The 22,298-nt window shown below is 59.7% G+C and carries 17 protein-coding genes and 2 pseudogenes; 13 read left to right on the top strand and 6 right to left on the bottom strand.

Annotation, left to right across the window (positions count from 1 at the left end):
• Nucleotides 1–62: 62 nt before the first annotated feature.
• Nucleotides 63–1,343 (bottom strand): hypothetical protein, encoded by a 1,281-nt coding sequence (locus NMAG_RS15385; RefSeq protein WP_004216062.1) that lies wholly within the window; start codon nucleotides 1,341–1,343, stop codon nucleotides 63–65.
• A gap of 275 nt (nucleotides 1,344–1,618) precedes the next feature.
• On the opposite strand from NMAG_RS15385, the gene NMAG_RS15380 reads away from it, so the two are divergent.
• Nucleotides 1,619–2,926, top strand: a complete 1,308-nt coding sequence (locus tag NMAG_RS15380; RefSeq protein ID WP_049939284.1) for an RNA-guided endonuclease TnpB family protein — start codon at nucleotides 1,619–1,621, stop codon at nucleotides 2,924–2,926.
• Between the two features lie 71 nt (nucleotides 2,927–2,997).
• On the opposite strand, the gene NMAG_RS15375 is transcribed toward NMAG_RS15380, so the two are convergent.
• Both NMAG_RS15375 and NMAG_RS21070 read right to left on the bottom strand, forming a co-directional pair.
• Nucleotides 2,998–3,549, bottom strand: coding sequence for a hypothetical protein (locus tag NMAG_RS15375; RefSeq protein WP_004217568.1), 552 nt, complete (start codon nucleotides 3,547–3,549; stop codon nucleotides 2,998–3,000).
• A 50-nt stretch (nucleotides 3,550–3,599) separates the two neighbouring features.
• Nucleotides 3,600–4,280, bottom strand: a pseudogene (locus NMAG_RS21070) (IS6 family transposase).
• Between the two features lie 383 nt (nucleotides 4,281–4,663).
• On the opposite strand from NMAG_RS21070, the gene NMAG_RS21740 reads away from it, so the two are divergent.
• Together NMAG_RS21740 and NMAG_RS21735 are read left to right on the top strand one after the other, a co-directional pair.
• Nucleotides 4,664–4,855, top strand: coding sequence for a hypothetical protein (locus tag NMAG_RS21740; RefSeq protein WP_012996790.1), 192 nt, complete (start codon nucleotides 4,664–4,666; stop codon nucleotides 4,853–4,855).
• A 118-nt stretch (nucleotides 4,856–4,973) separates the two neighbouring features.
• The gene (locus tag NMAG_RS21735; protein WP_148221919.1) at nucleotides 4,974–5,951 is read left to right on the top strand and encodes a hypothetical protein; all 978 of its coding nucleotides are present in this window, start codon (nucleotides 4,974–4,976) and stop codon (nucleotides 5,949–5,951) included.
• Between the two features lie 59 nt (nucleotides 5,952–6,010).
• Here the strand turns inward: NMAG_RS21735 and NMAG_RS21065 are convergent.
• Nucleotides 6,011–6,691: pseudogene (locus NMAG_RS21065) on the bottom strand (IS6 family transposase).
• A 421-nt stretch (nucleotides 6,692–7,112) separates the two neighbouring features.
• Between NMAG_RS21065 and NMAG_RS15355 the strand changes: the two are divergent.
• Together NMAG_RS15355 and NMAG_RS15350 are read left to right on the top strand one after the other, a co-directional pair.
• Nucleotides 7,113–7,298 carry a hypothetical protein gene (locus tag NMAG_RS15355; protein ID WP_004214515.1) on the top strand — a complete coding sequence of 62 codons (186 nt, stop codon included), beginning with the start codon at nucleotides 7,113–7,115 and terminating at the stop codon, nucleotides 7,296–7,298.
• A gap of 203 nt (nucleotides 7,299–7,501) precedes the next feature.
• Nucleotides 7,502–8,143, top strand: a complete 642-nt coding sequence (locus NMAG_RS15350) for an HNH endonuclease (protein ID WP_004214516.1) — start codon at nucleotides 7,502–7,504, stop codon at nucleotides 8,141–8,143.
• A gap of 605 nt (nucleotides 8,144–8,748) precedes the next feature.
• Here the strand turns inward: NMAG_RS15350 and NMAG_RS15345 are convergent.
• Nucleotides 8,749–10,335, bottom strand: a complete 1,587-nt coding sequence (locus NMAG_RS15345; protein WP_004214517.1) for a uracil-xanthine permease family protein — start codon at nucleotides 10,333–10,335, stop codon at nucleotides 8,749–8,751.
• An 87-nt stretch (nucleotides 10,336–10,422) separates the two neighbouring features.
• On the bottom strand, nucleotides 10,423–10,662 hold the full coding sequence (locus tag NMAG_RS15340) for a hypothetical protein (RefSeq protein ID WP_004214518.1): 240 nt from the start codon (nucleotides 10,660–10,662) through the stop codon (nucleotides 10,423–10,425).
• A gap of 705 nt (nucleotides 10,663–11,367) precedes the next feature.
• Between NMAG_RS15340 and NMAG_RS15335 the strand changes: the two genes are divergently transcribed.
• The 8 genes from NMAG_RS15335 (at nucleotide 11,368) to NMAG_RS15300 (ending at nucleotide 22,082) form a co-directional block, all read left to right on the top strand.
• Nucleotides 11,368–12,729 (top strand): cobyrinic acid a,c-diamide synthase, encoded by a 1,362-nt coding sequence (locus tag NMAG_RS15335; protein ID WP_004214519.1) that lies wholly within the window; start codon nucleotides 11,368–11,370, stop codon nucleotides 12,727–12,729.
• A 150-nt stretch (nucleotides 12,730–12,879) separates the two neighbouring features.
• Entirely contained in the window at nucleotides 12,880–14,169 is a 1,290-nt protein-coding gene (locus NMAG_RS15330; protein ID WP_004214520.1) for a hypothetical protein, read from the top strand.
• Nucleotides 14,166–14,831 carry a hypothetical protein gene (locus tag NMAG_RS15325; protein WP_004214522.1) on the top strand — a complete coding sequence of 222 codons (666 nt, stop codon included), beginning with the start codon at nucleotides 14,166–14,168 and terminating at the stop codon, nucleotides 14,829–14,831. The genes NMAG_RS15330 and NMAG_RS15325 overlap by 4 nt, the downstream gene beginning before the upstream one ends.
• Nucleotides 14,832–14,884: 53 nt before the next feature.
• Nucleotides 14,885–15,733 (top strand): hypothetical protein, encoded by an 849-nt coding sequence (locus tag NMAG_RS15320; RefSeq protein WP_004214524.1) that lies wholly within the window; start codon nucleotides 14,885–14,887, stop codon nucleotides 15,731–15,733.
• Between the two features lie 145 nt (nucleotides 15,734–15,878).
• Complete coding sequence (locus tag NMAG_RS15315; RefSeq protein ID WP_004214525.1) at nucleotides 15,879–16,754, top strand: hypothetical protein; 876 nt, start codon at nucleotides 15,879–15,881, stop codon at nucleotides 16,752–16,754.
• 154 nt (nucleotides 16,755–16,908) lie between these two features.
• Entirely contained in the window at nucleotides 16,909–17,412 is a 504-nt protein-coding gene (locus tag NMAG_RS15310) for a universal stress protein (protein ID WP_004267098.1), read from the top strand.
• Nucleotides 17,413–17,543: 131 nt separating this feature from the next.
• Nucleotides 17,544–19,532 carry an acetate--CoA ligase gene (gene acs / locus NMAG_RS15305; protein ID WP_004267099.1) on the top strand — a complete coding sequence of 663 codons (1,989 nt, stop codon included), beginning with the start codon at nucleotides 17,544–17,546 and terminating at the stop codon, nucleotides 19,530–19,532.
• Between the two features lie 126 nt (nucleotides 19,533–19,658).
• The gene (locus NMAG_RS15300) at nucleotides 19,659–22,082 is read left to right on the top strand and encodes a bacterio-opsin activator domain-containing protein (protein WP_004267100.1); all 2,424 of its coding nucleotides are present in this window, start codon (nucleotides 19,659–19,661) and stop codon (nucleotides 22,080–22,082) included.
• Nucleotides 22,083–22,298 lie beyond the last annotated feature (216 nt).

The following is a 22,298-nucleotide window of genomic DNA, read 5'->3' as shown; positions in this document are numbered from 1 at the left end:
GGTATTTGGCTCCCATCTTCGAACGTCCTCGCCCCGCGTTGGGTTCGCCGTCCCCCATCATCTCAGTGGTTACATACCGACCATCCGTCGAGACGATCCGTCACAGCGTCTGTAACGTCGGTGAGATACGGCAGCCCCCAGCGTGCGACAACGATCGCACCGATCGTATTAAACACGATATCTGTCATCGTATCGTCGAGACCGTGCTGGGCCAGGGGCATCTCGAGTCCGGTACGGCCGGCAACGACATCGAACCCGAACTCGCCGATTTCCCAGAAGACGCCGAACGAAAGCACGAAAATCACGACAAAACCCGGTGTCAGCCCTGGTGGCAGATGAACCTCGTCACGGTGTTCGTCGAGAACCCGGATTGCAACGTATCCGATCGCACCCACGAGCGTTGCTGAAAGCGGGTGCGTGAGATTGTGCCACCAGAACGAACGATCGTAGATATAGAACGAACCGATCGAGTGCATAAAGACGACCACCGTGATCCAGAGTACGAGGCCGGTGTCGAACGGCACGTCATATCGTCGGCGCAGGACCGTTGGCACGAACGTGACCGCGAGCATCGCAGCCGCGTTGGAGACAGCACCGACATCGAACACACTCACACCGTAGCCAAGTATCGCAACCATGCCGAGGCGCAACAGCTGAACGAGTCCATACTGTACACGCCTGGAGAGCGGAAGCCGTTCCTCGAGTGGCGGCTGGCCGTCGATGTCGGCTTTGATCGCGAACACGTCTTCCTCGATGCCGTCGATAGGCGCCGATACGAGCTCCTCACCGGGGAAGTGTCGATAGTACAGATCGAAACAGATCCCCGCAACGAGCCCAGCGACCGTTGCAGCGATCAAAAGCCACATCACCTCCGTATTACTCGCGAGAACGGCCGTGCCCGCGACGATGTCTTGTACCCACGTGAGCGTTGCCCACGTTGCCGCGATCGACGCAGCCACCATCGTGACGAACGCGATGGCGAGTCCTCGCTCGAGACGGATCTCTGTGAGCGCGTGTACCTCGAGTGTGAGCGCGAGTGCGATCGTCGCCCCACCGGCGTAGAGGACGAGTTGTCGACTCCAGAGGTCAGGTGCGAACACAGCCACCAGCAGCGGCACGACTGCGATACCTGTCACTTCCCACGGGAGTGAAGCACGTTTCGACTCGAGTACGACGGCGGGGACGAGCGCGACAGTGACGACGGTCGCGGCGAACAACATTTCGTGAACGAGGCCGGCACGGAGTGCTCGAATTCCGAGGAACAGTACCACTGCGATCGCTAGCCAGGAGAGGTAAGCGTTCGATCGTTCACCGTGAAACGCTCGAGTGGGTGTGCGTGACATCGCTGGCCGTCTGTGTCTGCGTGTCTGCGTGTCTGCGTGTCTGCGTATCTGCGTTTGTGGCTGGTCTCTGGCTCGCGCCTCCGCGAGTGCGGGTGGTCAACGTCTACAGTTGATACAGATTGCTAGCGCATACCTGCGTCTTCAGGCGCAGGTCGAGCGATAGGCAGTGATTGTCCGTTTTCGGAGTGACGCTGCGGTGGATTTCCATCCTTTACTTTCACTCCGCATGGCTGACGTATATCGTGTCCTGTGCCGTATTGATGGGTACAGAACGGATGCCTGAAGTCACGAAGACGCTCGAGTTGCGCCTCGTCGACCCCAATGCTCACAAGGAGCGCAAGCTCTGTGAGACTCGTGAGGCATATCAGCAGGCACTTCAGGCAGCCTTCGACGCCGACTGCACCACCCAGTCAGCCACAAACGACATTGTTGTCGAGTACGACCTTTCCGGCTACGCTAAAAACGCCCTCAAGCAGTACGTCCCGCAACTCTGTGGCGGCAGCTACGATACCGACGAACTTCACGACGACCATCCGGTGAAGTTTACCAACGAAGGTGTTCAACTCGACCACAAGCCACAGAACTCCCTCGAGTGGTACATCAAAATTCCCCATCACGACGATTACCACCTCTGGATCCCGGCACACGCCAATCCAGACCAGCGGGATTGGCTGGAAGCAGTGTATGCTGGTGATGTCGAGATGGGTGAAAGTCGGCTCCTCGAGCGGGATGGGACGTGGTATCTCCACATCACCGCCACCCGCGACGTAGAGGAACAATCTGCGACGTCTGCCAACGAGCGGACCCCGCCAGACTCGTCTGGCGAGCCCTGTCTCGTTGGGCTCGACAGGACGCCGATCGGCGTCGACATCGGAGAAGCGAGTCTCGTCACGGTGTGTCACCGCGATGAGAGTGGCTCTCCGGTTCGCCCCAAACTGTGGGCCAACGACGGCAAAACCGTCCGGAGGCTCCGCAAAACCTACTTCACCGCCAAGCGACGGCTTCAGAGACGTGGCAGTGAGCGAATCGCGGAGTCCTACGGCGAATCGCTGTGGAACCGGATTGACCACGTGGTCCACCGGGTAACTCGCGAGGTCGTTGAATACGCCGAGTCCGTCGAGAACCCGGTGCTGGTACTGGAAGACCTGACGTACATCCGCGAGAACATGGACTACGGCGCGTACATGAACCGGCGGTTACATGGATGGGGCTTTGCGAAGCTCCACGCACAGATTCGGTACAAAGCCGCCGAGAAGGGGATTCCCGTCGAGACGGTGAATCCCCGGAACACGTCGAAAGAATGCCACGCCTGTGGTAAGGTCGGCTCTCGACCACGACAGGCGACGTTCCGCTGTTCGAACGACGACTGTTGGGTCACAGAATACCAGGCTGACGTGAACGGGGCGATGAATATCGCAGACCGCTACCGTAGTGGAGAGAGCCACCGCCAAAGCGACCGGACTTCCCGGCAGAAGGCTGGTGACGATGACTCGGCTACGGATGGGGCCTCATTGACCGGGCCACAAGACAGCCATGCCGATGCTGAACCCCAGCAGGTGACGCATGGAACGAATGCGTCTTGAAACCAACAGGCCACTTCGCTCGGCCTGAAATCCCATGGTGGGATTCCCGCGACTTTAGGCGCGGGAGGAGGTCAATACCGGCCAACCGTCCGGGTCACGGATTCTGCTGTCGCGTGGGCCGAACTGACTGTTCGCGAGAGTGTTTCAGCGAACTCGAGATACTCCTCATCGAGCCGGGCCTGCCAGGCGATCTCTCCGGTATCGGTCTGTAGCTGGATGTGAACCGTATCCTCGGGTGTGTTGAACGCTTCTGCGAACAGGACTAGACTCAGGACGCCGACGCCGAGGCCGACGAGCAGGAGGACTGCCGCAGGTGCCTCCGCGTCGATCGTGCCGAAAAGGGCCAACGAGATGAGTGCGACGGTCAGCGAGACGATACCGGAGAGGAGTTTGTCCTGATGGAAGTCGGGAGTCGTATTGTGTTCGATCGAGACGCCACCGAGCTGGTCGAGGTACGTTGTGTCGACCACCGTCGTGGTGTTCTCTCGGCCACGTACTTCGAGGCTGAGCAGTTGGCGGTCGGTGAGGACACCGATTTCGTGGCTGGTGGAGTAGCCATCGATCGTCGTCTCGCCCTCGTCGATAAACGGCTTGAGTCTGTTGAGTGATTCCTGTGATACCATCAATGGCTAAATACCTCAGTGGAATGAATTTATTCTTTCGCTGGCACTGTCTAGTTTAGCACCTCCTCAGCTGGTGTTCGTCCATCGAGCGATTGATGCGGTCTCTGACGGTTATAGTAATGCACGAATTGTTCAATCCACTTGCGAGCGCCCCGCCGACTGCCCACCCATGAGTTATGGAAACGGTCGACGCGCATTTTGAAGGTATGAAACCACCTTTCGATGAGGTATCGGTCGGTGTAGTCAACCCGACCGTTCAATCCTAATCGAGCAATGGCAGTCCGATACCCAAACTGATCAACGAGAAACACCACTTCTGAGAGATCGTGTTTCTCGCGGAGTCCATGCAGGAACGCAGCGGCCGGATCGGTGCCGTGGCGACCGAACAGCTGGGCGTCGAGAATCAACTTTGTATCGAGGTCTATTGCAGCGTACAGCCAAGACCATTCGCCGTTAATTTTGACAGCGGTCTCGTCAACCGCGACCCGCGAGGGCTTCGCCCTCGGCGGGTCAGGGACGCTGTCAGCCAGCCGATGTACCCAGTTTCAAACCGCTCCATGAGAGCGTTCAACGCCTAATTCGGCAAGAATCGTTGTTGTCTCCCGAAGCGAACAACCGGTGGCGTGGAGGCGGACGGCAAACGCCCTGACGGGCGTTGCCGTCCGTTCGTTCTCCCAAGTTCCTTCTAAATCCGCGTCGTAGCTCTCGCTGAGCAGGTCTGCGAGCTTCATTCCAAATTAACTCAACGACCTGCTCACTTCTCAAACTAACTCAACTAGACAGTGCCGTCTAAATAGACGGTTCGGTTGCTCTATTGCTGGAACAAAGGCGTGCTTATCATAGAGGTATCTCCATTAGCTCGGCCAGACCCTTGATATGCGACATGTAGTTTACAATCGAGTGAACAAAAAAGAACAGGGGAAAACACTCTGAAGCTGTTGTTAACAATCCACTACTAACCCAGTCAGTCTATCGAACGTGTGATACTCAACAAGACTATTACATCAGACGAACTAGTCTCACCAAACAATCTCATCTGTACTTGGTTCACAAGATGGATTTTTTGAGTCGACCAAAAACCTCATAATGAAAATCACCCAACCATAACTAACCGATGAATCTGGCAATCAAAGAAACAGCAGTTTTCGGTATCTGGCTTATTGGAATAGTACTGTTTCTATACGGATTTGCAATCCTAGGCAACATCCTAACAGGGGGAGGAACACCACTTTGGTTTTCAACCTCTCTAATAATAACAGGAGCTCTACTCCTCTATTTCTTCGATAACATAAAGGACCAGATATGATTATATCCCCAGGAAGTGATTAATCAGCCAGGGTAGGTGCAGACACTCATGTGATGGCGACATTCTTGATAGTTAAAGTTAATACAAATGGTGAAAGTATGTTAGATGGTGAAAAATGATGCCACCAACCAATAAAAGATTCTCAAGAATTAATCGGAGAAAAGTCCTACAGACAGTCGGTGTAGCAGGTTTAGGGAGCGGGATGCTTATTGGAACAACCAATGCCGACAACGAAGAGCGGGAACCTGTAACACCAGAAAGTATGTGCGACCTAGAATTAGAAGTTTCTGAAGAACCACGAAATACCTACGCACTCATTTCCGAACAAGAGATACCGAACACTAGTATGGGGGCCTACTACACTTGCGACCCCAATAATTCGACAGCAAACTACTATATTGGAGATGATGGGTACAGCCTCAAAGCGGTATCCTCTTCAGGTGGATCCAATCCCTCTGCCGCAGCCATTTCCGCCTCCTATATTGATATCTATAACGCGGCACCAACTCAAAAGGCGGACCTGACTATGGAAATAGACTGGGAATACCGTGCTCAATACGGTGTAGTTGATGCCACTGATCCCTTTTCAGCAGGTGAATCAACCGATACTTCGGAGGAGACAGACAACGAGAGGAAAGGTGAAGTGCCCATCGACGATACGGTCACTCCTCAGAACTGGGCTAAAGTCGCTTGGACAATCGGAACACTAGCTCTCGGAGCCATAACGGGAGCCAATGCAGGTGTGGCTGGCACAGTATCTGTAGTAAAAGAGCAAGACGATGGGACTTTTCCCGAAGACCCAGATCCAGAATACCAACACGAAATCTTCGAATATGCTGACAATGACGGGCTCGACGAAAAGGTCGTAACAGACGATGGTACTCTCACAGTTGGTGGCGCAACTGGGTTCCTGCTTGAACCAAAAACCCACTATCGAGTACTCATCGCAACAGCAACATCTGCTCAAGCATACGGCCTCTCATATTCAAGGGCTGGTGTGGGCTCAGACTCAGACTGGGGAGGAGATCTTGGGGGTGAAGACATTCCAGGACTCACAATCAATAGCGTAGAATGTGAAACAGAGTGGGTCTCATAGACGATAGCCACAATAATATACCTTTCAGTGCTCTTTCCCATTTGTTGTTACGGCACTGTCTAGTTTAGCACCTCCTCAGCTGGTGTTCGTCCGTCGAGCGATTGATGCGGTCTCTGACGGTTGTAGTAATGCACGAATTGTTCAACCCACTTGCGAGCGCCCCGCCGACTGCCCACCCATGAGTTATGGAAACGGTCGACGCGCATTTTGAAGGTGTGAAACCACTTTTCGATGAGGTTTCGGTCGGTGTAGTCAACCCGACCGTTCAATCCTAATCGAGCAATGGCAGTCCGATACCCAAACTGATCAACGAGAAACACCACTTCTGAGAGATCGTGTTTCTCGCGGAGTCCATGCAGGAACGCAGCGGCCGGATCGGTGCCGTGGCGACCGAACAGCTGGGCGTCGAGAATCAACTTTGTATCGAGGTCTATTGCAGCGTACAGCCAAGACCATTCGCCGTTAATTTTGACAGCGGTCTCGTCAACCGCGACCCGCGAGGGCTTCGCCCTCGGCGGGTCAGGGACGCTGTCAGCCAGCCGATGTACCCAGTTTCAAACCGCTCCATGAGAGCGTTCAACGCCTAATTCGGCAAGAATCGTTGTTGTCTCCCGAAGCGAACAACCGGTGGCGTGGAGGCGGACGGCAAACGCCCTGACGGGCGTTGCCGTCCGTTCGTTCTCCCAAGTTTCTTCTAAATCCGCGTCGTAGCTCTCGCTGGGCAGGTCTGCGAGCTTCATTCCAAATTAACTCAACGACCTGCTCACTTCTCAAACTAACTCAACTAGACAGTGCCCTTTCGCTAGAATTGATGTCTGAGACCAAGACAAAATCGACGGGGGACAGACTGATGCCAGCAGCTTTAGGGTTCCCCTGACGAAGACAGTCAATTCAGACAATGGGTTGCCCAGGGGAGTTTGAACTCGAGTTGCACCAGACAGTCACACAGGCGGAACTGGAGAGCGTATTCACCACGAACTTCGGCTATCAGATCAAGGGGATCAATCTTCGCCGGGCGGACGACCACAGATACCAGTAGATAGTAGCGCGATTTCTTTATTCAGAATCGGCCCTGAAACTGAATCGGCTGTTCGGTAACTACGTGTGCGAACTGACCGATTCCCGCAAGACATTTACATCAATCCTCGTATCATTCACTCTATGGCCTCTGACAAAATTCTTGTCGGTATTCTTGGTCTACAAATAGCCGTTATTGCCGGAACAGTGGCAATCATTCAGGAATTAGCCCCTGCAGCAGAGGGTGAGATGGTTATGTTGATGTGGGGAAGTATTCTAATTACGCTTTCAGGGTTTTTGATAGGACGAGTTGATAACTTCTTTGAATAGGAAGGTAGTTTGCCTATACTGAACGCGAGTTTCACGTCCCATACTGAATAAAGAAACCGTATTACCAACTACTGATACATAATTTTGCTGTCGAACGAGGGCGAGATCTACGACGACCGTATCGGGCATGGCGACCAATTTCGCTACATTGGCGAGGGGTCCCCGAGAAGGGCGACCAGCTGGAGACAGCCGCCAATCGTGCGTTGAAGGAGGCGACCCACGAACTCATTCCGATCTACTTTTTCACCAGCGTAGAGGGCGTGGATGCGTACGAGTACGAGGGACTCGTCAACGTCGTGGACCACACGTACGTGAACGACGGCGAACGGATGGTCTACCGGTTCGAGATGCAAAAGCTTGGAATTGCGGGTTGGGACGAGTACACCGACGCCCAAGCGACAGTTGTGATGGCTGCAGACGACGGCCCGTCGCTCACAGACACAACGGAGCGCGAACGAACGACACGACTCACACGGTCATCGGCGTTTGCCAAGCAGGTCAAGCATGCCTACGACGACACGTGTGCGGCGTGCGGTGCAGCGCGGCGATCACCGGACGGCAGCCCAGAGGTCGAAGCAGCCCATATCTTTCCAAAAGCCGAAGGCGGCATAGACAGGGTCCACAACGGACTCGCACTGTGCCGACTCCACCACTGGGCGTTCGATACAGGCTGGTTCGCAGTGACGAGCGACCGTGAGATCATCCTGAACGACCGAACTGACGAGACGGCCCCCGAGGAAATTCGGACACTCGAGGGAACACAACTCGCTGTCCCCCAAGAGCCAGCGAAGCAGCCGTCTTCGGACGCCTTGCAGGCACACCGAGAACTGCACGGGATAGAGTGAGTCCGTTGGAAGATCGAGGACACCGCATCACCCTGGCGTCACCCCTTCCAAAACGAACGAGGGTATTTTCTCGATGAGAATACGCTAGTGCTGTTTTACACTCCCAGAGTCGAATGCTAGCGCCAAAGAGGGTACAGGATGGAAGAAGCGACACAAGAAGACGTCAAAGAAGCAATTCAAGAGTGCGAGCAGGAAGAGTCTGAAGAAATTATTATTGCGGATGAGTAGCCGGCTCGGTACTATGGTATCAGCTCTCCTCACGACCAATCGGTAGCGAATTGTCTCTTGCACCCCACTCGGTCGCAGACCAACTGGCCAGTGCCATTAGTGAAAGACAATCCTCCGTTTGTACTGCGTACCCGCACGGACCCTGCGCCGCTGGCTCAGAATATCGGTACTCGAGTCCCCGACTCCTCACGCCACCCACATTCGCCCGGCACATCTCCACATGAGGCCCCCGATGCAGACTGAAGTTGGCCCCGATACAGACTGAAGTTGGCGGACCGAACCGCATCCGTGTCGGCTGTACTCGAGTCCGGTGCACCACGTGTGCGGAGACTTACGGACAAGCTGGCAGTCAAACCGCCAAAGAAACGAAAACCGAGTTACTGTCCGCGTTCGCCGTCCGAACTGACCCAGCGGTCCCAGAACGATTCGAACTCCTCATCCTCTTCGGTGAGCTGATTCAGTTCGGTAAGGCCACGTTCCTCGCGGGTGCCTGGAATCGTATTGTCGAGTAGCAGTGCGGCGAGTCCGCCGATTGCCATCCCGGTCGAGCCGATGATGAACACCGTGTCGACGGCGACGGTGGCGGCAGCTTCGATTCCTGCACCGAGTCCGATCGCGGTGATGACGTCAGCGGTAGCGAGTGGCGCGATCGCGGCTTCGATGCCGACAGCGTCGCGGAAGGCAAGCGTCGTCTCGAAGTTAGCCATGTACTCCGGAATCGCGAGGCCGATGAACAGCGCGAAGCCGATGACGAACACGTTGCGCGAGGATTCGAGATCGACGTGGCGAAGGTTGCCGATCCCGACGGCGACGATCTGGGCGAACATGGCGATGAACAGGCCACCGATGATCGGATCGGGGATCGTCGCGATGAGCTGACCGAAGTAACCGATGAAGCCGACGACCAGCATGACGAGCGCCCCGATCTGAACGACGTAGCGCGAGGCGACGCCAGTGAGTCCGATCGCACCGACGTTCTCGGAGTAGGATGTCGAGCCGCCAGTGCCCATGATCCCCGAGAAGATGTTCATCAGTCCCTCCATCCCGATACCGTGGTTGATCCGCTTCTCGCTAGGTGCGGCGGCCCCGGTCAGGTTTGCGACGGCGTAGTAGTCGCCGATACTCTCGACGATCGAGGCGAGGACGCCGGCGAACATGCCGATGACAAACGCCGTCGTGAGTTCAGGAATTCCCCACTGGAACGGTGCGATCGGCAGGATGAGTGTGGTTTCGGTAACATCCCCAAGTGGAACGTGGCCGGGGTGGTCGATTCCGATTACACCAGCCGCCGACAGCGCTGCGGCGACGATCCACGACAGCGCGATCGCCAGAATCACCGGATACAGTCGGAACGCCTTGTGCTTGAGATCGAGGTACTGCGAGAACAGCAGGATGAGGCCCAGGGTGAGCCCGAGCAACCACCAGCTCTGGTCTGGCGACGTGATCTGTCCGGCGTCGAATAGCGCCAGCCCGATCAGCGCAATCGTCGGCGCGATAACGACCGGCGAGAGGAACCGCTGTAGTTTCCCGACGAGGCCGAAGTACCCCATCGCGACCTGGACAATCGCCGCGACGATGATCGCGCCCTGTAACTGCAAGAGTGCGGCCTGCCAGTCGGGCTGTCCGGCTACCCCGCCAGCCGTGACGACCGCGATAATCGCGAGCGCCGGCGCGAGCATCGAGAACGGTGCGCCCTGCACGATCGGGTACCGGTTCCCGAACGTCGTCTGGGCCAGGGTCGCGATCCCCGACACCACGAAGAAGGTTCCGATGAACTGTGGCCACAACTCTTCGGGCATTCCCATCGCCTCGGCCAGAATCAGCGGCACGGCGATGTTCGCTCCAACCATCGTCAGATAGTGCTGAATACCGAGCACCGCCGACTCACCGAGCGGTGGCTTGTCGTCGACCCCATACTCGATACCGTCGGCGCGTGTCCTGTCCCCAGCGTCGTCCCCCGTCATGTAGACTTACCGGATAACGCGCGAGGGGGCTCAAAGGCGTGTTGATCCTCGGCCATAACGCGCCCGAATCGTCACCGCAGAGACACGCTATCCGTCCTGTTCGGGGTTCCCGTCTGTCTCGTACTCTCGAAGGACCGTCGTAATCGTGCGCGCGACCTCCTCGAGTGCAACCGTGTGCGTCTTCCGGAGCTCACCGGTGTCCCGCGCGGCGTCGAGGTGGCGTAGCGCCTCGCGGAGGTTGGCTTCGGGACTGTCGTCGGCCGCTGTGGATTCGTTTGCGGGCGTCTCATCGGGCGGTGTCTCGTTTGCGGGCTGGTCGTCTGTCATGAGTGGTCCAGATTCATTGCTAGCCGATTGGTGCCGTTAAGTTCGTCGCCGGTTCGGCGTTTGCTGTGTAGCGGCTGTCAGAGCGCGGTTCCCAGAGAGGGGATCACCGATAGTTCGATGCAGTAGCCGATACGTCGTCATCGATACCTCGGTGTGCGGATGTCCCATACGTACTCACGTTGCCGCGGTGACTCATCCTCAACGTCCATCTGGATAGCACTATTATATCTCGTGGGACAATTGGTGATGTGGCAACTCCTACTGCGTCGAAGCGCTTGCCGTCACGAGTAGCCTGGGTATTGGGAGCTATTTCGCTCGTACTCGGAGTCACGGCTTCCGAGTATCTCGGTACAGGTCCGGTTGGAGCAGTTGTTGGAACGCTTCTTTCGATGGTAGTTCTGGCGCTCGCGTATGAAGCCGTCTTTGACTAAGAGTCCCCGTTCACTCGTTGTACACGGCCAGCACGTACTGTTCGTCAGGCTGGCACACCGGAGTATGCGAACCGCTCGATACTGACTTCCTGTTTAGCCGATTTGGTTTACCTCCCCTGCAGGGTCCGTGTGACCCGCTGGGCACTCGTTCCACCGATGAGTTCAAGTACAGTTGTGTGAAGACAAGTACAATGGCAACCCGCAGGCCGACGTCGATCGGAACCGGACGAGAAAGCCGAACGCGCAGCGTCGACAGAAGTCTCGAGGAAATCCGATGAATGGGCTCGTCTTCGGCGGCGTCAGCTCCGGCGTCGGCAAGACCGTTGCGACGCTCGCGACGATGCAGGCGCTCTCCGACGCAGGACAATCCGTCCAGCCCGCGAAGGCCGGCCCAGACTTCATCGACCCAAGCCATCACGAGGCCATCGCCGGCCGCCCCTCCAGAACGCTCGACCTGTGGCTCTCCGGCGAGGATGGAGTCCGGCGAAACTGCGCCCGCGCAGCGGACACCGACGCTGCCGACCAACCCGACATCTGCCTCGTCGAAGGCGTTATGGGCCTCTACGACGGCGATGTCTCGAGTACCGCCATGGTCGCCGCCGCACTCGAGTTGCCCGTCGTCCTCGTCGCCGACGCCAAAGCCGGGATGGAGAGCGTTGCCGCGACGGCGTACGGCTTCCGCGAGTACGCCGCCGAAATCGGCCGCGACATCGACGTTGCGGGCATCATCGCCCAGCGCGCCCACGGCGGCCGTCACGAGCAGGGGATCAAGGACGCGCTCCCGGACGAACTCGAGTACTTCGGCCGCATTCCGCCACGCGAGGACCTCGAAATCCCCGACCGCCACCTCGGGCTCGAGATGGGGTCGGAAGCCGCACTGTCGCGCTCGGCGCTCAGGGAGGCTGCAGAGACGATCGACACCGACCAACTCCTCGCGGCCGCCCGCGAACCCGCTACACCCGAGACGCCGGCCGAATCCGCGTCTCCGGTCGACGCGACTGTCGCCGTCGCCAGCGACGCGGCGTTCTGCTTCCGGTATCCTGCGACGATCGAGCGCCTTCGCGAGCGCGCCGACCTCGTCACGTTCTCGCCTGTCGCCGGCGACCCTGTCCCCGACTGTGACGGCGTCTACCTCCCCGGTGGCTACCCCGAACTGCACGCCGATGTACTCGAGTCCGCTGGCACGCTGACGGCACTCGGCGACCGGGCAAGCGAGGGCTTGCCGGTGTTCGGCGAGTGTGGTGGGTTGATGGCGATGAGTCGGTCGTTGACGACCACTGGTGAGGGTGACACCGACACCGACGCCGACACCGACGCCGACCCCACAACCCACGAGATGGCTGGCATCCTCCCCGCCGACGTCACCATGCACGACCGCTATCAGGCGCTCGACCACATCGAACTCGAGACCGTCAACGACACCCTCACCGCCCACGCCGGTGAGACGCTTCGTGGCCACGAGTTCCACTACTCGAGTGCCGACGTGGACTCAGACGTACGGTTCGCGTTCGAGGCGGTTCGCGGAAGGGGGATCGACGGCGAGCACGACGGGCTGCTGGCGTACGACTCTCTGGGGACGTACGCACACGTTCATCCTGGGAGCGGCGCGTTCGATCGGTTCCTCGAGTCGCTGTAACGGCGATTGACTGCGTAGCTGTGAAACTCGCTGTTCCGATACTGTCTCGTGTACGGTAGCTTTGGGAGATCGGATCCCAGAGCTGCCGGAAACGGGTGCACACGCAAGGCAAATTACCACAGTTCTGTTTGCCGTTTATGTTCTCGGATAATGACAGATGGGTCAGAGAGAGACGGTATTGGGTGGGATAGCCCACCCGGACTCGAGAGGCCGTCACCTCGTACCCCCGTCTCAGTCTCAGAACGCCGTCGGCAGCGGCTGGTAACCGACGGCGGCCAGACTGAGGGTGCCGAGGAGAACGGCGAAAGCGGGTCTGAAGCAGCTGGTGATCGCGCGGAAACTGACGAAGAAACAGACGCGGACGAGACAGCGGACGAGGATGAGGCTGCTGAGACGGGCGGTGAGGACGAGTCTGGCGAGACAGAACGCGAAGACGGTGGTGACGATTCGGCGGAGGCGGCGGAAGCAACGGAAGCAGCAGAAGATGAGGGTGAGGAAGGTGGTGGGCCCAGTGAGGAAGACGAAGCGGACGAAGCGGACGAAGTGAGTGAAACGGGCGAAACAGGTGAAGCAGACGAAACGAACGAAACGGACGAAACAAGCGAACAAGCAGGCGAAGACGATGAAAGCGACGATGAAGCCGAACACGGAGGGACAGAGGAAGCTGCGGACGAAAGCGAAGACGACTCCGTCACCAGCGGCCACGTTGAGGACGCTGAGGACGTCTATCAGGACAACGACGCGAGCGGTGTCCTCCACCTCGACCTCGACGGACTCTTTCTCGACCTGCTCGGGCTCGAGGTCAACCTGAACCCAGTTACCCTCGACGTCTCGGCCCGACCGGGACAGAACAACCTGCTCGGAAACCTGCTTTCGGCCGTGACCGGCCTTCTGGACGGACCCCGTGCGCTACTCGAGAAAGCCAAATCGCTCCTCGCGAAACCCGCACAAAAACTCCGATCGATACTCGGGTCGATGGGAGAACGAGTACGGTCTGCTCTGGGGATGCCGGTTTCGGCAGCGAAAGCAGCTCTCAAAACCCCGATCCGCTGGCTCAAGTCGTTGGTTGGACGGCTTCCTGGTGTCGGTGCTGCAGAGCGTGAGTCCGACGACGGAAACGGTGAGGGCGCGGACGAAACAGCCGAAGACGAGGAAGACGACGGCGAGGACACCGACGGCCCACTCTCGAGACTCGCCGATTCAGCGAGCAATTCGCTCTCGAGTGCCACTGACACAGTGAAACAGAAAGCCCTCGGACTCGTGCCTGGCCTGCCCATCGAGGAACTCGTTGCGACTGTCGTTCGGGAAGTGCTCAAACAGCTCATCGAGCAGACGGATTCGGGTTCAAGTGCGGGTGCGGGTTCGGGTTCGGGTTCGAACGCTGATGAATCGGGTGGACAGGAAACTGCGGATGCGGAACAGCCGGAGGCAAGCTCATGAGTGACGAGACAGATACGGAGACAGAGACGGAAGCAGAGTCAGAGACAGAGACTGATGCAGAAGCAGAGTCAGAGACCGGCGTAGAGGCGGCAGCGGAGTCAGTGACGAGCCGAATCGATTACGAAAAAATCGTCGAGAACATCAACCTGCGCGAGCTTCTCGAGGGGACGCGCTGGGAGGGTGAGATCGACGAGGACAAACCGCTGGGTGAGTCGCTGGGGGCGCTAATTGGTGCGGTAGTTGGACGGAAGATTGGGGCGAGCCTAGGTCGGATGATCGGTGAGATGGCACTCGATGAGGTACTCAAGCGGGGTGAGGAAGAGGAGGACGAAGACGAGGAAGAAGCGGCAGAAGAGGACGAAGAGGACGAAGCCGAAGCGGACGACGAGAGCGAAGACGAGGAAGAAGCGGCAGAAGAGGACGAAGAGGACGAAGAGGACGAAGAGGACGAAGACGAAGCTGACGACGAACGCGAAGACGAGAGCACGGAGTCGGAAACCGAGGATGAAGGAGCGGACGAGGGCTCAGATGAAGGCGAAGACGAGGACGACGAAAGCGAGGAAGAAGCGGGCGAAGAGGAGGAGGAAGACGAAAACGGTGGTAACGAAAGCGAGGACGACAGCGAAACCGACGACGAAACCGACGACACAGACGATGAATAGCATGTACTCCGCCAACCCCTGGTGGCCACCCCATCGCGTCCGAGGTGACACCAATGGCTGAGGAGACCGACCTGAAACAACTCGTCACCGAGGAGGTCACTGAACAGCTCGACGTTGCCGAACTCATCAACGGCGGTTCGATCGAAGACGGCATCGACGCCGGCGAGGTCGGTGAATCGGTCGGCCGGCAGTTCGGCGAACAGTTCGGACGCACCGTCGGAGCCTCAGTCGGAGCGGAGGTACACGAGACGCTCTCGAGTGCGTTCGAATCCGAGCCCGATGACGCCGCTGCGGACGAGGCGGACGGAGACGCTGAAGACGAGCGTGAAACGGAAACGGAAACGGAAACAGACACAGCCGACGAGAGCGGTGTGATTGGCGGCCCGACGCTCAAAAGCCTGGTCACAGAACTCGCGAAGGCGGTCAAACGCGGAGTCGAGACGGCACTCACGGACAGTACTGCGCGCGATTCTGTCGAGTCAGCCGCGGCCTCGGTGACGGAGGGAACGAGTCTGGAGGGCGTGGTTGGTGAGGAGGATGAGGAGAGTGCTGACGAAGATACGGACGAGGAACGGGAAGAGACCGGTGAGGACGAAACTGACGGCGAGGACGTGGATGTGGACGAGGTCGAAGACGAGGCCGAAGACGGAGAGGGAGACAGAGACGGAGACGGAGACGAAGACGACGAAGAAACCGACACAGCAGAAACCGACGAAAGCAACTACGACGCTGCCGACCTCGAAGACCTCCGCCGGGACACGCTTACAGACTTCCTCGGCGTGATGTCCTACGAGGACCTCCAGTCCGTCGCCAAAGAAGTCGGCGTGAAGGCCAACCTCAGCCGGGACGAGATGACCGACGAAATCATCGATACCGTGACAGACGCGGACGACGCGTCGTAGCTCGCCGGCACCGTAATCGCCGGCACCGCAACTCGGTCGTACTCGAGTCCGACCTCGCCTCACCGTACTGGAACAGACAGTCCGGGAAGGGCACCCGGAACAGGCCCGGCCAACGTTAACGGAACTCGCCTGCCTAGCAGTATCCATGAGTGACACAGGCGACCTCCAGGAACGCGTCACCGAGATCCTCGAAACCGCTGATATCGAGGCCGGAGCGCTGGTCGAGGCGGACGACACACCGAGTGGCGAAGCGATATCCGAGGCTGCCGCCGACGCCAATGCCCTCCTCGAGTCGGCCGAGCCGCGGGAGATACTCGAGGCGGTGGGGCTCGGAACGTTGCCGGACGGGAGTGAGCCCGAGTCGCTGCCGGCAGCGATCGCACAGGGCGACCCAGAGCACGTCGCGGAGTTAGAGCGGCTGTTACGGCTGAGTGGGTTAGCTGACAGTGCTGATGAGGAGACGATGGACGAGGCGATTGGGGGGTTGCGAGAGGCGATCAGTGAGCATCGTGCTGCAGATGCTGATGCCGATGCTGATATGGAAGCCGATGATGGGGAGGACGAGTCCGAGTCCGAACCCGAATCTGAAGCAGACGACGACAGTGACGTACTCGAGTCCGTCGAGTCCGAACTGGGCACAGCGTTGCGCGACCGGGTGTCGTCGTTCGGCGATGATGTAGACGGTCTGCAGGAGAAATTGGCGTCGGTGGGTGGTGAGAGTGAGGACGACGGTGTGGTCGACGAAGTGAGTGATGGTGATGGTGATGGTGATGGTGACGGTGACCGTGACCACGAGGAATCCGCAACCGAAGACGATGACGAACTGTTCGACGAACGACTGGAAGCTGATATCGACCCAGACCTCGACCCTGATCTCGGATCTGATACAGAATCCGGTTCAGATGACGGAAAATCCTCGCGTGGCGTCGTTCGCCACTCGACGCTGGCACCGTCTCCCTCGAAGCGGGCAGACATGAAGTCGCCGGCTCGGTTTTCGACGATGCCAAAGAAAGACGAGTAGGCAGTGAGCAAACAGTGCTACTCGAGTTCCACCAATCCGGTCACTCTATGGAACACTCTGTCATAGACGACCTCGGAGAAGCCAGTCGCCTGTCCGACACTTTCGGGCGGAGATCTGGTTCACATCTTTCACGGAGGGCCGCATACGCAGAGCTATGTACGAGTCTTTGCTCGTTGCGACGGACGGGAGCGACGACGCGACGGCGGCCACAGCACACGGCATCGGCCTCGCATCCGATCTAGGGGCTGAGCTCTACGGGGTGGCAGTTGTCGAATCCAGAACCGAGTACGATAACGCGATCGTCGATCCCGACGAGCGCGAGCGGAATCTCCGTGGGGCCGCAGAGGACTCGCTCGCTGCGTTCGGAGAGCGCGCCCGAGCGGCGGATATCACGGCTGAGACGGCGGTTCGGTCGGGTGTTCCACACGAGGAGATTCTCGCTGCGGCCGATCGCTGGGAGGTCGATGCGATCGTCGTTGGCGCACGTGGCAGTTCGGAATTCAAGCGGGCGTTGCTCGGAAGCACCGTCGATGCAGTGGTTCGGTTCGCTGATCGGCCGGTTCTCGTCGTTGATGGGGAGGGCGAAGGCGATGTGGACGAGAACGAGAACGAGGACGAGAACGATGCTGCGGACAGCGTTGGAATCGACGGAACGTAACAGAGTGCAGGGCTGTAGTGGTGACCATGACACCGACTGCAGTCGTGAGCAGATACCGGCAAATCCCGTCGCCGTCTCCCTTTCCGGCGGAGGAACGTTTATTCCGCTGACCGGCTTCGGTCCGAACGAGCATGGACGATCGGAACGGGTGGGGACGAAATCGTCCCGAGCCCACCGGGCCGACGCTCGACCCACCGGAATCGTTCGTTGAACAGGCGAACGTCACGGACACGAGCGATGACCAACCGCTCGGTGAGCAGTTCGAGCGCGACTGGCCCGACTGCTGGGAGCGGGCCGCAGACCTCCTCACCTGGGACGAGTCGTACGACACCGTCCTCGACGACGAGGACGCGCCGTTCTACGAGTGGTTTACCGACGGCAAGCTGAACGCCGCCTACAACTGCGTCGATCGGCACCTCGAGGCCGGTCGAAAAAATCACGCGGCGATCCGCTGGGAGGGAAAGCAAGGCGAGCGCGAGACCTACACGTACCAGGATCTCTCGGTCGCGGTCAACGAGTTCGCCGCGGCCCTTCGAGATTTGGGCGTCGAAGCGGACGACGTGGTGACGATCTACCTGCCGATGATTCCTGAGCTCCCGATCGCGATGCTGGCCTGCGCCCGCATCGGCGCGCCCCACAGCGTCGTCTTCGCGGGGCTCTCGGCAGACGCGCTCGCGACGCGGCTAGACGCCGCCGACAGCGAATATCTGGTCACCTGCGACGGCTACTATCGTCGCGGTGACGCGTTCAATCAGAAGAGCAAGGCGGACAACGCCCGGCTCTCGGTCGACCAGGACGTCGAAACCGTCGTCGTCGACCGACTGGGTGACGAACTGCCCCACGTCCTCGGCGACGGCGAATCGGACTATCACGAACTCCGTGAGGCGTTTGCAGGCGCGTCAGTCGAGCCAGTCTCGCGAGACGCGGAGGACATGTTATTCCTGATGTACACGTCGGGGACGACCGGTGACCCGAAGGGCGTCGTTCACTCGACGGGAGGGTACCTCGCACAGGTCGCCTGGACGGCCCGAAGCGTGCTCGACATCCGGCCCGAAGACACCTACTGGTGTGCGGCCGACATCGGCTGGATCACGGGCCACTCCTATATCGTCTACGGCCCGCTGGCACTTGGGACGACGACGGTGATGTACGAAGGCACGCCAGACTATCCTGACCGGGATCGACTCTGGGAGATCATCGACCGGAACGCGGTCGACATCTTCTACACCGCACCGACGGCAGTCCGTGCGTTCATGAAGTGGGGAGAATCGTACCCCGACAGCCACGACCTCTCGTCGCTCCGACTGCTGGGCACCGTCGGCGAACCGATCAGTCCCGGCCCCTGGCGCTGGTACCACGACCACATCGGCAACGGCGAGTGCCCGGTCGTCGACACCTGGTGGCAGACCGAAACCGGTGCGATCCTGATCTCGACGCTGCCGGGCGTCGACGAGATGAAACCCGGCGCTGCGGGGCCACCGCTGCCCGGCATCGACGTGGCCGTCGTCGATGAAGACGGCAACGCGGTCGATCCCGGCCAGACCGGCTATCTCACGATTCCGCGTCCGTGGCCTGCCATGGTCCGGACGCTGTACGACGGTGACGACCGGTTTCGCGCCGAGTACTGGGATCGGTTTTCAGACCCCGACGTAGGTGTCTGGCGCTACTTCAGCGGCGACACCGCTGCAGTCGACGAGGACGGCTACATCACGATGCTCGGCCGCGTCGACGACGTGATCAACGTGGCCAGTACGCGACTGAGTACGATGGAGATCGAAGGTGCCATCGCCGATGTCGACGGCGTGGCCGAAGCCGCTGTCGTCGGCCGATCGGGCCAACAGGGTGGCACTGAGATCTACGCCTACGTCTCTGCCGCGAGCGACCGCGACCCCGGCGAAACGTTACGTGAGACCATCCTCGAACGCGTCGAGACTGCAATCGGTCCAATCGCGACTCCCGAAGCGGTTGTCTTCACCCCTGAACTCCCCAAGACCCGCTCCGGGAAGATTATGCGCCGACTTCTCGAGGACATCGCGAACGACGAGGAACTGGGCGATACGAGCGCGCTCCGGAACCCCGAAATTGTCGGCGAGATCCAGAGCGAACGGAACCGTTCGTAGTATTTCGGAATTCCAAATAGAACGAAATAGCTGAGCCGGCAGAACATAGCCTTCTCTTCGGATGTGCGTGGTACTCGACTCTTAGAGGCGGTACTATTATATTCTCCGTAGCTGAAACTGCGAAACATGACTGCGGAGGCGGCGCTCTCGGCCCGCGAGTACGATAGTCTCCTGGACGCCGCCGGAACGTACCGCGAAGTTCTCGTCCTCCGCTGCTGTGGCGAGGTGGGCCTGCGACCCGCCGAACTTGCCGAACTCACGGTTGGTGACGTCGAGCAGGTCCGCATCGATCCACCGCGGTACGTCGTTCGCGTTCCTGCAACCGGTGACAGCACTGACCGCACTGACTCCACTGACTCCACTGGTCCCACTGACTCCACTGGCCCCACACAGCACCGGACCGCCTACCTCCCAACCGGCGTCGAACAGGAACTCCGCCGCTACGCCCGAAGCAACGGCCTCGGTGCCGACGACCACCTCTTCGACGTCACGCCTCGCCGACTGCAGATGCTCGTTTCCGAGGTTGCAACCCGCGCCAGCGATCGGTTCGACCGACCCGCACTCGCAGCCACCTCCTCGAGTGACCTCCGTCAGTACTTCGCCCGCCGCGCCCTGGTCGACCACGACATCAACCCGCGCGCGGTCAAGACCGCCGGAGGCTGGCAAAGTTTCGAGGCACTCGAGTCCTACCTGCCGGAGCCCTCGGACACGGAACTCGTCGACGCCTTCGAAACCGTCGAGCGGCCGTCGACACCGCGGCTCGCGGGTGCAAGCGGTTCCGGCCGAACCGGGCGGCCGATGAGCGACGACAGCGTCGTTCGCCTGCTACTGGCCGCGAGCGACCGCTACGCGCTCGTTCGACTCGACGAGGAGGGCTACGTCGAGCGCTGGAATCGCAGCGCGGCCGCGCTATTCGGGTATCGAGCAGGCGAAATCGTCGGCACGCACGTCTCGGCGTTCTACACGGACGAGGCAGTCGAAGACGGCATCCCTGACCAGACACTCTCGGCAGCACTCGAGGCGGCTGGCACCGAGCAGGAAGGCTGGCGCGTCCACAGTGACGGCTCGCGCTTTCGAGCGACCGAGGTCATCTCGCCGCTGCGGGACGACCGCGGCCGCCACGATGGGTACGCCGTCTTCGTCCGTGACAGTTCGGCACAACACGAGGTACTCGAGTCGGTTCGCACGGAGCGCGACGAACTGCAACAAGCGGTGGGTATCGCCGAGCGGTATCGAGCGGTAACGGCAGCGCTGCTCGATGCGAACGATCGCGAGGAAGTCGAATCCAGGGTCTGTGACGCGCTTGCGGAAGGTGAGTCCTACGTGTTCAGCTGGATCGACCGAACGACTGGTGCCTCCCGCGAGGGCTGGCGCACGACGAGCGGGGTGCGCGACGGGAGTGAGGTCGATGCGACGACGGTCGACAGACTCGTTCCCTCGGAGTGGGAGGCCGCCGAGAGGGCTGTTGTGGACGGCGAATCTGCGCCGGAGCGGGGAGCGACGGTCTCCGTCACGACCGTGCTGGACGAGCAACTCGACGCCGAACTCACACTCGCCTGCGTCCCCCTCACCTACGGCGATACCACCTACGGGACACTCGGCGTCGCAACGGCCCGAACGGACGCCTTCTCAACTGACGAGCGACAGTGGCTCGCCACCGTTGGCCGACAGATTGGCTCCGCTATCACCGCCGTTCGCCGACGGAACCTCCTCCTCTCGGACCGCGTCGTCGAACTCGACGTTCGCTGTCGGGACACCAGTTCGTTCTTCGTCGACGCCTCCCAGCGGCTCGGCTGTCGGTTCGAACTCGAGTCCCTCGTTCCCATCTCCGAGTCGACACAGCTGTACTACCTCCGACTCGAAGATGCACCGCCAGCCGACGTGTTCGACCTCGCGGCGGACGACCCGGGAATCGAAGACTGTCGGCTTCTCGAGACGGACCCTGACGGCTGGCGTATCGAGGTCGTCGTCGAGGGGTCGTCGCCTGCGCGTACACTGACAGAGCACGGGCTGACGGTGCTCGAGGCGGTTACCGAGGACGGCGCAACGACGATCACGGCGGAGGCCGCGGCGGAGGCGAATGTGCGGACGGTACTCGAGGGACTCCAGTCTGTGTTCCCATCGTCGTCGCTGCTTGGCAAGCGTGACGCCGAACGGACCGTCCAGACCGCTCGCGAGTTCCGGGCGGGACTCGAGGAGCGGTTGACCGAACGGCAGGTCACGGCGCTACGGGCGGCGTACTTCGCGGGCTACTACGACTGGCCGCGCGAGAGTACGGCGGAGGAAGTGGCAGACGCGATGGGGATCTCCTCACCGACGTTGCACAATCATCTCCGAAAGGGACAACACGAGTTGTTGCGGACGTTTTTCGACGATCCATCGAGGGAACAGGGCGTTCGACAGGCAGCCGATTCCAGCCGGGACTCGAGTGGGCGCGAGCGTCGAAGCGACGGCGAACGGAAGACGGGGGCCGGTACGGTGGGCGAGCAACGGAGTCGCACCGAGAACGGGACCGGGTCAACGGCGGGGAAAGAACAGGGCGATCAGTAGCAATCGCTGTGTAAGTGAGAGGTGTTGCCGGCTAAGCTTCTAGAGGGCCCCGGCGAACGGGCACGTACGTGGCTGTCGACCCGTTGTAGCCTGCCTGTCGTCGCCCGCTCTGACAGTCACGAATCTGTCACCTGTTCGTTTTGCGTCGGATTGTACGATTGTACCAGTCTGTTCCTGCAGTTCTCGGTTTGTACACCTAGAGGTTGCCTTTACTAC

Origin of the sequence: Natrialba magadii ATCC 43099 (assembly GCF_000025625.1) — an archaeon.
In the GTDB taxonomy this organism is placed as follows: domain Archaea; phylum Halobacteriota; class Halobacteria; order Halobacteriales; family Natrialbaceae; genus Natrialba; species Natrialba magadii.
The sequence above is the reverse complement of the archived record's forward strand: the minus strand, read 5'-3'. Positions and strand labels throughout refer to the sequence as shown.

Coding starts and splice junctions, on each gene's coding strand:
- NMAG_RS15335 (WP_004214519.1), top strand. CDS start 11,368: ATGAATGGGCTCGTCTTCGGCGGCGTCAGCTCCGGCGTCGGCAAGACC.
- NMAG_RS15310 (WP_004267098.1), top strand. CDS start 16,909: ATGTACGAGTCTTTGCTCGTTGCGACGGACGGGAGCGACGACGCGACG.
- NMAG_RS15340 (WP_004214518.1), bottom strand. CDS start 10,662: ATGACAGACGACCAGCCCGCAAACGAGACACCGCCCGATGAGACGCCC.
- NMAG_RS21740 (WP_012996790.1), top strand. CDS start 4,664: ATGAATCTGGCAATCAAAGAAACAGCAGTTTTCGGTATCTGGCTTATT.
- NMAG_RS15345 (WP_004214517.1), bottom strand. CDS start 10,335: ATGACGGGGGACGACGCTGGGGACAGGACACGCGCCGACGGTATCGAG.
- NMAG_RS15355 (WP_004214515.1), top strand. CDS start 7,113: ATGGCCTCTGACAAAATTCTTGTCGGTATTCTTGGTCTACAAATAGCC.
- acs (WP_004267099.1), top strand. CDS start 17,544: ATGGACGATCGGAACGGGTGGGGACGAAATCGTCCCGAGCCCACCGGG.
- NMAG_RS15375 (WP_004217568.1), bottom strand. CDS start 3,549: ATGGTATCACAGGAATCACTCAACAGACTCAAGCCGTTTATCGACGAG.
- NMAG_RS15380 (WP_049939284.1), top strand. CDS start 1,619: ATGCCTGAAGTCACGAAGACGCTCGAGTTGCGCCTCGTCGACCCCAAT.
- NMAG_RS15300 (WP_004267100.1), top strand. CDS start 19,659: ATGACTGCGGAGGCGGCGCTCTCGGCCCGCGAGTACGATAGTCTCCTG.
- NMAG_RS15330 (WP_004214520.1), top strand. CDS start 12,880: ATGACAGATGGGTCAGAGAGAGACGGTATTGGGTGGGATAGCCCACCC.
- NMAG_RS15320 (WP_004214524.1), top strand. CDS start 14,885: ATGGCTGAGGAGACCGACCTGAAACAACTCGTCACCGAGGAGGTCACT.
- NMAG_RS15315 (WP_004214525.1), top strand. CDS start 15,879: ATGAGTGACACAGGCGACCTCCAGGAACGCGTCACCGAGATCCTCGAA.
- NMAG_RS21735 (WP_148221919.1), top strand. CDS start 4,974: ATGCCACCAACCAATAAAAGATTCTCAAGAATTAATCGGAGAAAAGTC.
- NMAG_RS15385 (WP_004216062.1), bottom strand. CDS start 1,343: ATGTCACGCACACCCACTCGAGCGTTTCACGGTGAACGATCGAACGCT.
- NMAG_RS15325 (WP_004214522.1), top strand. CDS start 14,166: ATGAGTGACGAGACAGATACGGAGACAGAGACGGAAGCAGAGTCAGAG.